The organism is Rhodococcus wratislaviensis, from assembly GCF_041228765.1.
Taxonomy (GTDB): domain Bacteria; phylum Actinomycetota; class Actinomycetes; order Mycobacteriales; family Mycobacteriaceae; genus Rhodococcus_F; species Rhodococcus_F wratislaviensis.
The window spans coordinates 478,840-493,718 of record NZ_CP150489.1 but is presented as its reverse complement, the minus strand read 5'-3'; the positions used below and the strand labels follow the sequence as shown (position 1 = coordinate 493,718).

Below are 14,879 nucleotides of genomic sequence, written 5' to 3'. Positions count from 1 at the left end.
GGTCGTCGTGCTTTGGGAGTTTGGAGGAGAGGGAGTCGCGCTGGGTTCAAATAGTCGCCCCGACGGGTGATCCCTTTTTGGCGAGCGCGGCGTTCACTGCCGGCACCACGTCCTCGGACATCAATTGCATCGAACGGATCCAGAGATCTTTCTGGTCCTCGTAGTCAACGCATTCCAACAGCAGCGTGCCGAATCCGCCTGTCTCTTCCTGCATCTGGATGAGCTGCTCGGTCACTGTAGCGACTGAGCCGACAAGGAACTGATGCTTCAGCAGGTACTCCATATCGATATCCTCGGATTTCACTGCCTCATCGTGCTTCCAACTCTCACTGAATCCGAGAAACTTGAAAATGGGAAGCAAGAACCCATTCTGGAACTCAGCAAAATAGCCCTCTCGCGCAAGGCTGAGTGCTTCATCGTCAGTGTCCGCAACGATGACTTCCCGCGAGATCCTCCAGTCGTTACGGTCAGCCACGCGGCCCCGGCTCTCAGCTGCGGCCCGATATGTCTCCCACTGGCCTGCCATGAATCGAGTGTTCATACCCTTCGAGATCGGCAGGAGACCTTCTTCGCCGGCCCACTTAAGTGTGGCGGAGTTAGCGCTGAGCCCAGCAACAGCGATCGGCGGATGGGGACGCTGGTACGGCAGCAGGTGGTGACCGAGCGTTCCTGGGACCGAGGGAAAAGCCTCCGAGGCCACCTTTTCACAGGTCCAGAACTCACCCTCGAAACGCCATGGGCCTTCGTCCGTCCAATACTTCTTCATGATCTCCAGACCCTCGGCTGCCCTCCGCCGATGCTCGCCGGTTGACATGTCGATGTCGAACATCTGCGCATCTGTCGGCGTTCCACCCGAGCCGATCCCGATCATGTAGCGGCCCTCAAGCAGCTGATCTTGGTAGGCGATGCGAGCCGCCAGCTCCGCTGGATGGTGGAAGCCGGGAACGTGTGCGCCCGCAGCGAGAACGATGTTCTCAGTCTCCGTGATCGCCGCCTGGATCAGTAGATCGGGCGAGGGGAGAGGTTCCCAGAGATTCGTGAAATGCTCTCCTACCCATGCCTCCGAGTATCCGAGCCGGTCGCCCGTCTTGATCATCTCGAGGTCCCATTCGAAACCCTTTTTGTACCCGCCGGGGGACATCGATTGCGACGGCCGGTGGTTCGTCATCAGAAACATTCCAAGCTTCATACTGTTCTCCTTGTGCATTCAGAAGTGAAAGGCTTTGATCGTGTGGGCGATTACCGACTGAGACGTACGCTCGTCGCTTTGCCCGGCATCTCCGCTCCGGGTAGCGGGAGGCGGGGACGAGGGCCTGAATTACTCGCTTGTGGCGGCGGCTACGAGGTCCCGAAATTGCGCCCTGTGCCAGACAAGTGGATCCTCACCGGAGAAACCCATCTTCTTTGTCTCCAGAAGAATCATCCAGTGGTCACCGGCTTCGACTTCGTCGTGCACGACACACTCGAGCCACAGGGCGGCATCTTCTATGAAGACCGCTCCCGAGTCAGCGACCTCTACCGCGACTTCGTCGAATCGAGCGGCCCGGTTCTTGCCCGCGAACTGTCGGGTAAGAGGTCCCTGCCCTCGGCTGAAAACAGACACGCCAAGCGTTTTGCCGCTCCTCACCAACGGCCACGTCTTGGAGGATCGTTGCACGGCGACCGCCACCAAACACGGATCTAGTGAAACTCCCACCATGAACGACGACGCCACCAGAGCGTGCTTTTGCAGATTATGTTCGGTCGCCACCACTACCACACCGGAGGGGAACCGGCCGAACGTCTCGCGAATAAGCGCCGGGTCATCACTGCAAGTGGTCACCTTCGAAGTCGAAGTTGTAGTCTTCGCTAATGCTGTGATTGTCATTGCTTGATTCCTTGCTTCCGCACGTACCTGCAGTTGATATGCGCCGTGCTTGGATGTTGATCTTCGCGACAGGGAGAAGAATTGTCAGTGCGTCACCCTGAGCCGTACAGATCAAATTCTTCTGACCGACGACTGGCAATATCCCGTACCGACATGATCAGGATCACATGGGCCGACCGAAAGGGCTAGACATAACTGTGGTATCGCTCTGCAACCGATGCGGTATCACGATGACGTGAACCGCTAGCACGGTGAACGCTAGGACACACTGTCTAGGGTGCGTCTATGCGCACCGGCCGACCTGTTGCCTACGATGCCCCCGGCCACATCGTCTGCAGAGCGAGCGGTGCCCGGCTACCTAGATCAGGAGTTCTCCTCCAGGGAGCAGATTGATGTGCTTGTCGGCGGAAGCTGCGATTACGTCGATCGCGTCCCGGACCAACCGTCGCGTATCGGATTTGCGCTGCGCAACGGCGAACACCGACGGCAACAGTCCTTCGACAATCAGTCCCCGAACAACGCCGGATGGTGCGAGTCGCATCGTCGACTGCGACATCGTGATCGCGGCGTCAGTCGTCGTCAGCGCCAGTTGAGCGCCCAACACCGTGCGCACGTGCCCCATCGACTTGTCGAGAAGCGAGCTTCCCCGAAGATCGTCGAGTTGCCACTCCCTCGCCCACTCGGGTGGAGCGTCCAGACCGAGCATTCGCAGCTTCAATACTTCTTCAGCGCTGACCTGGCCAGCCTCGGCCAACGGGTGCTGCTGCCCCACGACAAGGCACCGTGGCTCCTGTGCTATCGGCACCAACGCCAGGTCCGAGGCGCCGACCGGAGGGCGAACGAAGGCGATATCAACTTCACCGCTACGCAACGACTCGACCTGATCGGCGAATGTGGTCTCGTGCAGGACCACCTCCGTATTCTCCAAGCCGGCCTGCAGGTCCATGAGAATCGGGGCCGTCAGTTCACCCGCTACGAATTCACCATTCAGGACTGCGATCTTGAGGACTGTTCTGGGCACACCAGCGCCGAACTTCATCGCATCGCGGGCCGCGTCGACCTGCGCGAGAATCTCCCGCGCGCGTCGCACTAGCTCCCAACCTGCGTCCGTCGGGACAACGCCCCTTGTGCTCCGCTCGAAGAGCGTCACTCGAAGTTCAGCCTCCAGCTGCCGGATCGCCGCGGACAACGGGGGTTGAGCGGTGTACAACCGCCTCGCCGCCGGCCGAAACCCACCCTCCTCGGCCACCGCAACCACGTATTCGAGCTTTCTGAGATCCATGTCGGAGTCCTCTTCCGTGCGTGCGATCGAGTGCCTCAGCTCGCTGAGGGCTCGGACGCTGGTGGAGAGAGTAACATGGAGCTGTCGCACTTCCAACGTATCCGCAGAAAATGCAAACTTCCTGGAACATAGTGGAATTCGATTCCACGGCGTGATCACGCCGTGCGGTCGACAGCGCTTCTGGCAGCCTTTACTAAGCCGCTCCTTCCGGGCTCTGCAGCGATGGCCCCCGAGCGGATGTGGCGTGTGCCCACTGCAAGGTCGCCCCGATGTCGGTGCGCAGTGTGGCGTCCTCGGCAGTTGTCGACGTCGATTGGATGCTGCGGTGTCCGTGCAACTTGGCGCCCAACCAGACGGTCACGAGCTCATTCGGGAGCTCGTCCCCTGAATCGACTAGGTGAGCCGAGAGGAATGTGGCGTCACGACCCGGACCATGGGAGCCGCCGATCGAGACGACGGCGAGGTGTCGTCTCCCGTCCTGTCGGTCGAGCCATCCTGCCCAGACGCCCGCGGTGTCAGCGCTGGGGACATCGTCGCTGCTGAGTCGCACGGCCGGCGCGGAGGAGTCTGGATCTCGGCGCGGCGGGTCGGTGATACCTTGCACCACAAAAAGCAGCGGAGGCAGCTCCGTACCGGCTACCTCACCCCCTCCCGTCGTCGGTGAGCTGGCGCGCTGCGGCCGCGACGACGGGCGGGTGGTGACATCGAGCGGCATCATTCCCAGGCGGTGAACCATCCGGCTGGTGGCCGGGTCCGGAACGAAGGTACGCCCCGGGGTTACAGCGTGGGGGTCGGTACCGCGAAGGTAGAGGAGTGCGCCGGATCCGTCCGCGGCCAAGCGCGCCATGGCAGCGTCAAGGTCAGTCGCACAACCACAATCGGTCGAACCGAAAGTGTCGCCGGTGTCGCAGCCGTGGTGGATTCTAATCGGTAGCGGTTTTCCCGGGGTGACGGTGCCGGCGATCAGTGCGCTGTGTGTGACCCCGGTGCGGGTGTCATGGAAATCGATGATGCCGAAGTTCCCGTGCGTGGTGTTGATGCGGCGCAGCGGTGTGGTCACCAGGTCTTTGTTGCGGAGGTGCAGGTGTGCGGCAAGGTCGTCGATGGTGACCCACTGCATGCTGTGGCGTTCGGCGAACTGCACGAGTTCTCGACGGTCGGCCATCTGGACGGGGTTTTCGGGGGAGACGAGTTCGGCATAGACAGCGCCGGAGTGTTGGCCACCCATCCTGGACAGCTCGAGCGCTGCACACGGCAGAGAGGGTCGCCGCTCGCGGTGACCGGTCGGTACCCGAACAGGAACGACATGACCTGGTCTGGTGAAATCCTCAGGGACACTGATCGGGTCTGCCAGAGCTCGCACTGTGGCTGCGCGATCGGCCGCGGAAATTCCGGTTGTGATCCCGGCTCGAGCGTCGACGGTAACCACCATGGACGTGGTCTCCGCAGATACCGCTCCTGCCATATGCACGAGCTCAAGTCTGAGACAATCGGATTCAGGCAAAGCGACGCACAGGAATCCCGAAGAGTGTCGGATGGCGAAGGCGGTGTTCTCGACCGTTGCCATGGCTGCAGAGTAGATGATGGCGCCTTCGTCGATGCGGTCGTCGACGAGCACGATGCTGTGGCCGGCCGCCAGCGCACTCGTTGCTGCATCGACACGGTCGAGCGCGCCGCTACGGCGCCCGATTTGGATCATGACCTCTAAGGTCCTTTCTGAGCGAACGAGGTTCGTCTCTGCACTTTGTTCCGGTGCCGAGCTGCGTCTCGGGGCGCAGAAGGACCATCGAGCGGACGGCCGCGCGCAGCACCTGTCGCCACATCAGTCGTGCAGCGTCAACCCCGTTCTATCCTCAAGGTCGGATACGGTGACGCCGCCGAACGTCTCTCGAATCCGAAATCCGACGGCCGTCACGTCGAATACCGCGTGATCGGTGTAAACCCTTTCGACGCAGCGTGCGGCGGTCAATGGATATGTGCACGACGCGACAAGTTTCGGCTCACCGGATTTCGTGAAGAGATCAGTCATGACGTAGACCTTCTTCGCACCACGTGCAAGGTCCATCGCACCGCCGACCGCAGGCACTGAGCCAGACTCCCCTGTCGACCAATTGGCCAGATCGCCGTGTTCCGAAACCTGAAACGCGCCGAGCACACACAGGTCGAGGTGACCGCCACGCATCATCGCGAACGAATCCGCATGGTGAAAATAGGCTGCACCCGGACGTTCGGTCACGGGCTGTTTCCCCGCGTTGATGAGATCGGGATCGATGAGATCGGATAAGGGTTCCGGGCCCATCCCTAGCATACCGTTCTCGGTGTGCAGCACTACCTCTCGATCAGAGGGGATGAAACCGGCGATGAGCGTCGGTGCACCGATACCCAGATTGACGACGGCTCCTTCGGGAACATCCCGGGCGATTTTGGCTGCCACTTCAGCACGGCTGAGTAGTCTTGTCATCCAAATCCCTCCTCACGACCGGCGTCGGCGTTCCGGCCGCGTCGGTGCCACCGATGAATTTCCCGTTTGCCAGCCACAAGCGCTCCCCGACCGGCACCACACAGTCGACAAATATTCCGGGAGTGATGATGGCCTCGGGATTGAGCTCACCGAGGTCGACGCACATATCGACTTGAGCGATCGTCGTAGTGGCGGCCGTAGCCATGATGGGACCGAAGTTCCGGCCAGTCTTGCGGTAGATCAAATTGCCGAATCGGTCACCCCGTAGCGCACTGATGAGCGCCACATCCGCGAACAGTGGGTGTTCCAGTATGTATTCGCGCCCGTTAAGTGTGCGGTGTTCCTTACCCGACGCAAGGGCCGTACCGACGCCCGTGGGCGTGAAGAAGGCGCCGATACCGGCGCCGGCCGCACGAATTCGTTCCGCGAGGTTTCCTTGCGGAACGAGTTCGAGCTCGACCTCACCCGCTCGATACAGGCGATCGAACACCCACGAATCGCTCTGCCGCGGGAAGGAGCAGATCACTTTTCGGACACGGCCCGCCGCGAGGAGAGCCGCGATCCCAGTGTCGCCGCTACCGGCGTTGTTACTCACTATCGTGAGATCATCGGCTCCGTGTTCGATAAGTGCGTTGATCAGTTCAACCGGCTGGCCTCCGCGACCGAATCCACCGATCATGACAGTCGAGCCATCAGAGACGGCCGCGACCGCTTCGCGGATATCCGATCTAATCTTCGATATCACAACACACCTCAGGGGCCGACGTGTTCCATCGCATGGACTTACCTCTGTCCGGAGCCACTGAAAATGGTGAACTCTCGTGCCATCGGCGACCCATACCAGATGAGCGACTTGTCCAGGTTCTCCTCGGTCCAGGTGAGCGGCTTCCAGGCCGGATCGAAGATCAGGTAGCCGGTGTCGCCGAACAGCTCGATACGGTTTCCACCAGGCTCAAAGACGTACAGGAACTGGGCCTGCGTCGCACCATGCTTGCCGGGTCCGATGTCGATGGTGAGGCCGTGATCAGTGAACATGTCCGCGGCATCGAGCAAATGCTGGGGGAAGCCGTACCAGAATGCGAGATGGTGCAGGCTCCCCTTTCCGTCCGCCGACTTACCCGTACGATCGGCGAGATTGGCGATCTCGTGGACAAGCGGACTCACGCTCATCCAAGCCGCGGCCTCCCGTCCGCCGACCACGATGTTCTCGCGCAGTCGGAATCCCAGTGTGTCCCGCAAGAATTCACGGTTCTCGGTGACATTGTCGACCAAGTGGTTGACGTGATCGAGTCGCCGGACGGGGACACCCTTCAAAGGGCGCTTCTGGGGGCGGCTGAGCAGCCTCGACGCTTGATCACTGGGTGCTTCGTAATACTCGACGTCCCACAGAATCGAATGCGCATGACCGGACGGCGACCTGAAGTCGACGGTCGGCCCCTGTCCGAGGTCACCGTCCCTCCATCGGAGGGGCACACCGCTCGCCTCGAGGGCATCAACGCGCCGGCCGAGTGCCTGTGGGGAACTGCTCCGCCAGGTGGTTCTCCCGATCCCGGGCTCCCGGCGATAGGTGACCTTCAACGAATGGTGATACCAGTCCTCATATGCACGAAGGTAGACGGAGTCGCCGTCGCGGTCCGACACCGACATTCCGAGTAGCTCTGTGAAGAACCAGATGGTTTCGTCAACCTTGGGCGAGAACATCTCCACGCTTGCCAGCTGCGCGACATCGAAATTGGGTTCGGGGTAGGTGTTGTCGATTTGATTGCTGAATGTCATTGTCTTTCTCAGTTCTCATAGTGGATGCCGCACAGCGGGCAGCCGAAATCCTGGGGTTAGGCGGGGAACACCGCCGGCGGGGATTCGCTTCGTGGACGAAAGTCGCCGGGCGTCTGCGCCGAGCAGGCTAGTGGGTTACCAGATGCCGCTATACTGCAGCAGAAGCCGCGTCCTTCACCCGTGGCGCAACCTCTTTGGCTAGTAGCTCAAGAGAGCGGAACCACGCGTCCTTGTCGTCCTCATAGTCCATGGCTTCCACTAGAAGCGTCCCGAAACCACCAGAGTCTCGTTGCATGTCCAGGATCTTCTGGGTGACCGTTTCAACCGATCCGACGACGAACATATGCTCGATTAGATAGTCGAGTGTGAGCTCGTCGTAGGTCACCGAGTCGTCGTGCTTCCAGTTGTCCGCGATGCCGCCGAGATTCTTGAACACCGGCAGCAACTGGTCGCGGTAGAAACGGCCATAGAAGCCGCTGCGCACGTGATCGATGGCCTCTTCGTCGGTATCTGCGACGAATACCTCGCGTGCGATTCTCCAATCATCCCGGTTCGCAGTGCGACCAGACTTCCGCGCACCCCGTTCAACGGTTTCCCAGTGCCCGGCCATGAATCGATTGTTCATGTTGAGTGAAATCGGGAGGTATCCCATCTCTCCGGCCAGTTCCAGTGACGGTGAGTTCGGGCTCAAGCCGGAGATCGCAATGGGAGGGTGCGGGTCCTGGAATGGACGAAGATGATGGCCGAGCGTGCCTGGAACCGGACCGAAGGCGTCCGGTGCGATCTTCTCACACGTCCAGTATTTGCCTTCGTACCGCCATGGGCCCTCTTCGGTCCAGTACTTGACGATGATTTCCACTGCCTCGCGATTCATATCGCGGTGCTCGCCGGCGGCCATGTCGATGTTGAACATTTTCAGGTCGGTCGGCACGGATCCGGCGCCGAACCCCACCATATAGCGGCCCTCGAACAATTGATCCTGATAGGAGATGCGTGATGCGAGCTCGGCGGGGTGGTGAAGTGGCGGCAGGAACGTGCCGGCGCCGAGCTTGATGTTCGTGGTCTCCCGTGCGGCGGTCTGGAGAATGAGGTCCGGCGAAGGGACAGGCTCCCAGAGGTGAGTGAAGTGCTCGCCGTACCAGATTTCCTCGTATCCGAGGGTGTCGGCGTGCTTGATGACCGAGATGTCCCAATCGAACATTCGCTTGTAGCCGCCGAGTTCCTGTGTACGCTCTGGGGGGTGGGCCGGCGCGAAGAACAGTCCGAGTTTCACATTTGTCTCCCTTGTTCGTTGATGTGGTTGGTGCGTTTGGTCGTTGCGGCTAGAGAATCACCCTGCGGGTGACGATGGCGGAGTCATCCCACATTTTCACGAAAGAGGATTCGGCCGACGACGTCCGTGAGAGTTTCTGCTGCGTCGGCCGGATAGCTGTCAGACCGCCAGGCGACGTGACGATCGGGACGTACAAGCACGCATCCGCTCTCGCCGACTTCCCGCCGACTGGCCCACTCGCCGTACAGATCTCGGAATCCATCATGCTGGCCGATCACATGTACGTCGATCTCGATTCCTGACGCAGCACTTGCTGCCGCAGCAGCCTCGAACCAGTCTTCACCGCCGAAACCCGTGAGCAGGCAGAGACGGGTGCCCTCCACGAGATCGAGCGTCGAGCATTCCCTGGTGCCACGGCCCAGGCGAGCGTGCGGAAGGCGTGCTCCCGGTTGGGTCGTCGGACGAAAATAGAGGTCGGGGTCAGAAGAGGGGTGATCTTCCGGCAGCGCATCATCAACGATCGCACCACACTTGTAGCGATATCCCAGTTCTACGCCGTGAGCATTGAACTGGTAGTTCGTTTGCTCGATGGCCTTGCGGAGCGATTCTCGACGCTGATCACCGACCGGGCCCGGTTCGGTGAGTTCATCGAGACGACTCTGGCCTTCCTCGACACTCTGACCAGGCTCGTATCCGAGCGCATCCGACACCGCCGCGAATTCTCTTCGACTCTGCAGTGCACGCGCCACCCCAGCTGCGCCGACGGGCTGACGTTCCGAGGAGTACGTATTCAGCAGCTCGGGACCGGCTTGCCCCTTCAGCACCAGGGCCATCTTCCACGCCAAATTGAAGGCATCCGCGACCGACATGTTGAGACCCAGGCCGTTGGCGGGCGGATGCCGGTGCACCGAGTCTCCCATGCTGAAAGCGCGGCCCGCCGAATACGTGGGAGCCACCTGACCGCTGACAATCCACGGTGCGCTTCCCAAGATCTCCACATCGACACCATCCTCGCCGATGAGTGCGCGCACCCGTGAGATCAGCGCTTCATCATCGAACGCAGTCGAATCCTCGGCTTCCGGGTCATAGTTGATGACCAAGACGAATTCCGTGAACGGACGATGGCAGATCAAGGTGCCCAATCGTCCCGTCGGAAGGGGCCCCGGAGCGAGATTCCACGCGAGTACCCCTGGCCGATGCGCGAGGTACTGGGTCAGATCTGCGCGAAACCAGATGTTCAAGGCATGTGCGATTCCAGCTTCTCCCGCAACCGCGAGCCCGGCCTGAGAGAGCACCGTGGCTCTTGCGCCGTCCGCTCCGATCAGGAACTGCGATCGAATACGAAGGGTCTCGCCGGTTTCAAGGTCCTTTACGATACTGACGACACCGTGCTCGTCTTCTTCGTACGATTCGAACTCGTGACGCATGCGTACATCGCAGTCCGCGTCGCGCACACTCTCCAACAGGAGTGGTTCCAATATGGTCTGGGGGCAGTTGAGCATCGGGCTCGGGCTCGCAGCAGCGTACTCCCCGGCGCGTTCGTTGCCGGTGCCCCAAGCTTCGAGACGCCCGACCTCGGGGGCTGCGAGCGTCGTGATCCACAGATTGTTGCGCATCAACGCGGGCGGAGTCGAGATCTCGATGAGGCGGTCATCGACTCCCAGGTGACGCATGATCTCTACCGTCCGCTGATTGACGATGTGAGCCCGCGGGGTGTGAGCGGTGCCAGCGTACTTCTCGACGAGCAAGCATTCGATCCCGTACTGGCGAAGCGCCAACGCAGTGGTCAGGCCAGATGGTCCCGCCCCGACGATCAAAACAGGCACATTGACTTCTTGCATCGGATCAGCTCCCAGATTTCCTGAATGACATGCGGTTCGAATTCCGGCGCGTGAACGGCCCCGTCGAATCGTCGTTGCCAGTTGCGCCCCGCTTTGCGACTGTTAGCAGACTCACATGTCACGGCGGTTGTGACTAGGTCGTGATTTCATATCGCGGGTGCAATCGCCTGAGACTCACCAGAGCACGATTGATAACTGCATGAACCACGTAGTGATGACGTTCAAGACGATTGCGGCGCGGTAGTCGCACTGGACTTCGGGAACGCAATAGCCGAACGCCAGCAAACCCAAGGGTGGGGAGTCAGGTCATCGACGCCGCCGACCTGCGATCGGCGTTTCCCCAGATGCTGCGCGGCCTGTCCCGCAGCAACCTGAAATGCGCGCCGCCATGACCGCGGTCCGCAACTGGGCAACAACCCGTTGGCCAACTGCCGTGGGGACACATCACCGTGCTGTTGGACAACCTCGACGACCAGGACCAGCGCATCTGGTACGCGCCGAGATATGCGTCGACACAGAACCCCCGGACGGGCGGGGCTGAGTTCGCCTCACGGTGGTGGCAAGTTGCCCACGTCGCCGCAACCGGCAGATCGCGGTCGGACTTACGCATGGCGGGGCCGAGATATAGGTCGCGGCATCCGACTCGTCAGCGAGCACCAGGACCGACGCCGGGTCCACCCAGTGCATTCCAGCAACGCCCACTGCAGGTCGAGATTGGTGCAGCGCCACGCGTTCGGGCAACGATTCGACCCGAAACAACAGGTTACTACGTTCGCGGGTAGTTTGAGGCGAAGTACGGACGGCGTAATCAACGTCGTCCACGGCAACCGCGACGTCGGGACGGTCCTCATTGCCGGTGCGAAAGCAAGGCAGGGCTTCACCGTACGCACCGCCATCGCTCGACGTAATGACCTGCGCCGCAGACACCAAGGCTCACGCTCGAACTCGGTGACAACGATCCGGCGATCGTCCTCGACGAAGTGAACAACAGCGCCGCGCGGGACCGGACACCCGAGCCGGGAAGAGCTTCTCGCGGTTGTAGCGAGTCGACCAGTACGCCGGCCGGCCACCGCCTGGCCGAGGACGCGAGCCTCGGACTCCGAGTGTGATCCGGTACATCGAAGAGACGCTGTCGACAGTCCGATCCGTGATCTCCTCGCCGTCTACGACGACAGGTCGTGTTGGGCTAACGAATCCGAGTACGGCTGGGACCCGTCCACGGCGGACGTCCGATATGGATCGCGGACTTGCAATCGTGTCAGATCGAAAACCGGCAGTACCTTCTTCAGTTCGCACGCATTCGAATCACTCGGCCTGCGTGCGCCTTTCGAAAGGGTGAAGCAGAGCGGTATCGGCCGCCAAGTTTCGACCGAAGCCGGCATGAGGGAGTATGCCGAGGACCACACGATCCCCGTCGTGAGGTAATCAGCCCCTTGCTGCGGCGGGCCGAGTCTCCGCCGCCGCAGCCGGACTCAGCTCGCTGCGGGCTCAGGGTTCGTGGCGAGCAGGTCGAGGGCGATGTCGACGATGAGGTCTTCCTGTCCGCCGACGAGGCCGCGGCGGCCGACCTCGAGGAGGATGGTGCGCACGTCGATCCCGTACCGCTGTGATGCGGTTTCGGCGTGCCGGAGGAAGGACGAGTAGACACCCGCGTAGCCGAGGGTGAGGGTTTCGCGGTCGACGCGCACGGGCCGGTCCTGCAGGGGCCGGACGAGGTCGTCGGCGGCATCCTGCAGGGCGAACAGGTCGCTGTTGTGCTTCCAGCCCTGCAAATCGGCGACGGCGATGAACGGTTCGATCGGGCAGTTGCCCGCACCGGCGCCGTGTCCGGCCAGGGAGGCGTCGACCCGGGTGACGCCTTCCTCCACCGCGACAACGGAATTCGCGACCGACAGCGACAGGTTCTCGTGGGCGTGAATGCCGATCTCGGTGGCCTCGTCGAGCACGCCGCGGTAGGCGCGGACCCGTTCGCGGACACCGTCCATGGTCAGCCTGCCACCGGAGTCGGTGACGTACACGCAGTGCGCGCCATAGGATTCCATCAGCTTGGCCTGCGCGGCGAGTTCGGCCGCGCCGGTCATGTGGCTCATCATCAGGAAGCCGGACACGTCCATGCCGAGCTCGCGGGCCTTCCCGATGTGCTGGGCGGAGACGTCGGCCTCGGTGCAGTGGGTGGCCACGCGGACGGACCGCACACCCAGACGGTAGGCCTGTTCGAGTTCTGCGATGGTGCCGATGCCGGGCAGCAACAGCGTGGTCAGCCGGGCGTGGGTGAGGTTGGCGGCGGCGGCCTCGATCCATTCCCAGTCGGTGTTGCTGCCGGGACCGTAGTTGAGGGAACCGCCGGCGAGTCCGTCGCCGTGCGCGACCTCGATGCCGTCGACACCGGCGGCGTCGAGGGCGGCGACGATCTTTCCGACGTCGTCGGGGGTGATGCGGTGGCGGACCGCGTGCATGCCGTCGCGGAGGGTGACGTCTTGGATGAACAGTTGGGTGGTCATCGGGTGGCTCCCTGTGCTGCCGTCGGGGCGGCGATCGTGTCGGCGATGCTTTCGGCGTAGCGCACGGCGGCCGACGTCATGATGTCGAGGTTGCCGGCGTAGGCCGGCAGATAGTGCGCCGCTCCCTCGACCTCGAGGAACACCGACACCTGGTGGGTGGGGGCGGCGGGGTCACCCGACGCGAGCAGGGTGTGGACGGGTTGGCCGTCCGGGACGGGCGTGATCTGGACCTTCTGCTTGAGCCGGTAGCCGGGCACGTAGGACGCGACGTGCTCGACCATCGCCCCGATCGCGTCGCGGATCGCGTCGTGGGTGCTCGGGTCGGGGTCCGAGATCAGGCACAGGACGGTGTCGCGCATGATCAGCGGCGGGTCGGCGGGGTTGAGGATGATGATGGCCTTGCCGCGGTGGGCGCGGCCGACGGATTCGATGGCATGCGAGGTGGTTTCGGTGAATTCGTCGATGTTCGCGCGGGTGCCCGGGCCCGCCGACTTCGACGCGATGGACGCGACGATCTCCGCGTACGCGACGGGTGTGACCCGGGAGACGGCGGCGACGATCGGGATGGTGGCCTGACCACCGCAGGTGACCATGTTGACGTTGGGGGCCGAGCGGTGTTCGTCGAGGTTGACCGCCGGCACCACGAACGGGCCGATCGCGGCCGGGGTGAGGTCGATCAGCCGCTTGCCGCGCGGTTCGAGCAGGGCGGCGTTGGCGGTGTGCGCCTTGGCGGAGGTGGCGTCGAAGACCACGTCGATGTCGTCGAAGTTCGGCAACTCCAGCAGACCCTGGACGCCGTCCGCGGTGGTGGGGACGCCGAACCGGCGGGCGCGGGCGAGACCGTCGGAGTCGGGGTCGATGCCGACCATCGCGCCCATCTGCAGGACGTCGGAATGGCGGATCACCTTGATCATCAGGTCGGTTCCGATGTTGCCGGATCCGATCACCGCGACGGTGACCTTGCGGGGGCTCTCGCTCATGGTTGTCACTCCTGGGTGAAGGTTGCGGCGACCGATCCGAGACCGGTGATGTCGGCCCGGACGGTGCCTGCGGCGGCGATCGCGGCCATCGGTCCGAGCGCCCCGGACAAGATCACCTGGCCGGCGCGCAGTGGCTGGCCGAACTCGCGTGCGGTGCGCGCGAGCCAGGCCAGCGCGTGGAGGGGGTCGCCGAGGCAGGCGGCCCCGGTGCCGGTGGACACCTCGGTGCCGTCGATCGACATCTGCATCTGTGTGGCGACCGGGTCGAAGGAGTCGAGGGTGCGACGTTCGGCGCCGAGGACGAACAGTCCGCTCGACCCGTTGTCGGCGACGGTGTCGGCGAAGGTGATGTCCCATCCGGCGATTCGGCTGTCGACGATCTCGAGGGCGGCAACCGCGTAGTCGACGGCGGCGCGGACCTGGGCGTCGTCGAGCGGTCCGTCCACCAGGTCGTCGGCGAGGACGAACGCGATCTCCGCCTCGGCCTTCGGCTGCAGCAGCCGCGACAGCGGGATAGGGGCGGACTCGTCGCAGCGCATGTCGTCGAGCAGCACACCGAAGTCCGGTTGGTCGACGCCGAGCTGCTGCTGGACGGCCGGGGAGGTGAGGCCGATCTTGCGTCCGACGACGCTCGCACCGGCCGCGATCCGGGCGGCGATGTTCCGCTCCTGCACGGCGTACGCGGCCGCGACGTCGTCGGGCCCGATCAGGTCGCGGATCGGGGCGCACGGTGTGCCGGTTCCGGCGGCGGCGCTCAACCGCTCGGCGGCGGCGGCGATCGCGTCGGCCGAGGCCTGCGCCGTGGGAGGCACGCTGGTGCCCTGAGGTGTGCTCATCTGACTTCCCGATGTGATCGTGGGGGAACGGACTGTGGTTCCACTGTCGCTGCCGGGCGGTC

General features: G+C 62.8%; 12 protein-coding genes. All 12 read right to left on the bottom strand.

Annotation, left to right across the window (positions count from 1 at the left end; genetic code table 11):
* Positions 1-46: 46 nt before the first annotated feature.
* Positions 47-1,189: an LLM class flavin-dependent oxidoreductase gene (locus tag WKC72_RS41065; protein ID WP_370185021.1), complete on the bottom strand. Its 1,143-nt coding sequence runs from the start codon at positions 1,187-1,189 to the stop codon at positions 47-49.
* Between the two features lie 129 nt (positions 1,190-1,318).
* Positions 1,319-1,867 (bottom strand): flavin reductase family protein, encoded by a 549-nt coding sequence (locus WKC72_RS41060; protein ID WP_370185020.1) that lies wholly within the window; start codon positions 1,865-1,867, stop codon positions 1,319-1,321.
* Between the two features lie 358 nt (positions 1,868-2,225).
* On the bottom strand, positions 2,226-3,239 hold the full coding sequence (locus WKC72_RS41055) for a LysR family transcriptional regulator (RefSeq protein ID WP_051033713.1): 1,014 nt from the start codon (positions 3,237-3,239) through the stop codon (positions 2,226-2,228).
* A gap of 103 nt (positions 3,240-3,342) precedes the next feature.
* Positions 3,343-4,848, bottom strand: coding sequence for a 3,4-dihydroxy-2-butanone-4-phosphate synthase (locus tag WKC72_RS41050; RefSeq protein ID WP_370185018.1), 1,506 nt, complete (start codon positions 4,846-4,848; stop codon positions 3,343-3,345).
* 123 nt (positions 4,849-4,971) lie between these two features.
* Complete coding sequence (locus WKC72_RS41045; protein WP_370185016.1) at positions 4,972-5,610, bottom strand: 3-oxoacid CoA-transferase subunit B; 639 nt, start codon at positions 5,608-5,610, stop codon at positions 4,972-4,974.
* Positions 5,585-6,355, bottom strand: a complete 771-nt coding sequence (locus WKC72_RS41040; protein WP_009476135.1) for a 3-oxoacid CoA-transferase subunit A — start codon at positions 6,353-6,355, stop codon at positions 5,585-5,587. The genes WKC72_RS41045 and WKC72_RS41040 overlap by 26 nt, the downstream gene beginning before the upstream one ends.
* A 38-nt stretch (positions 6,356-6,393) precedes the next feature.
* Positions 6,394-7,386: a VOC family protein gene (locus tag WKC72_RS41035; RefSeq protein WP_009476136.1), complete on the bottom strand. Its 993-nt coding sequence runs from the start codon at positions 7,384-7,386 to the stop codon at positions 6,394-6,396.
* Positions 7,387-7,534: 148 nt separating this feature from the next.
* Positions 7,535-8,659: an LLM class flavin-dependent oxidoreductase gene (locus tag WKC72_RS41030; RefSeq protein ID WP_370185014.1), complete on the bottom strand. Its 1,125-nt coding sequence runs from the start codon at positions 8,657-8,659 to the stop codon at positions 7,535-7,537.
* An 83-nt stretch (positions 8,660-8,742) separates the two neighbouring features.
* A complete protein-coding gene (locus WKC72_RS41025) occupies positions 8,743-10,500 on the bottom strand; it encodes an FAD-dependent monooxygenase (RefSeq protein ID WP_370185012.1) in 1,758 nt (585 codons plus the stop codon).
* A 1,472-nt stretch (positions 10,501-11,972) separates the two neighbouring features.
* Entirely contained in the window at positions 11,973-13,001 is a 1,029-nt protein-coding gene (gene dmpG, locus WKC72_RS41020; RefSeq protein WP_370185010.1) for a 4-hydroxy-2-oxovalerate aldolase, read from the bottom strand.
* Positions 12,998-13,981: an acetaldehyde dehydrogenase (acetylating) gene (locus tag WKC72_RS41015; protein ID WP_370185008.1), complete on the bottom strand. Its 984-nt coding sequence runs from the start codon at positions 13,979-13,981 to the stop codon at positions 12,998-13,000. Before WKC72_RS41015 ends, dmpG begins: the two co-directional genes overlap by 4 nt.
* A gap of 5 nt (positions 13,982-13,986) precedes the next feature.
* Positions 13,987-14,817, bottom strand: a complete 831-nt coding sequence (locus WKC72_RS41010) for a 2-keto-4-pentenoate hydratase (RefSeq protein WP_370185006.1) — start codon at positions 14,815-14,817, stop codon at positions 13,987-13,989.
* Positions 14,818-14,879: the final 62 nt, after the last annotated feature.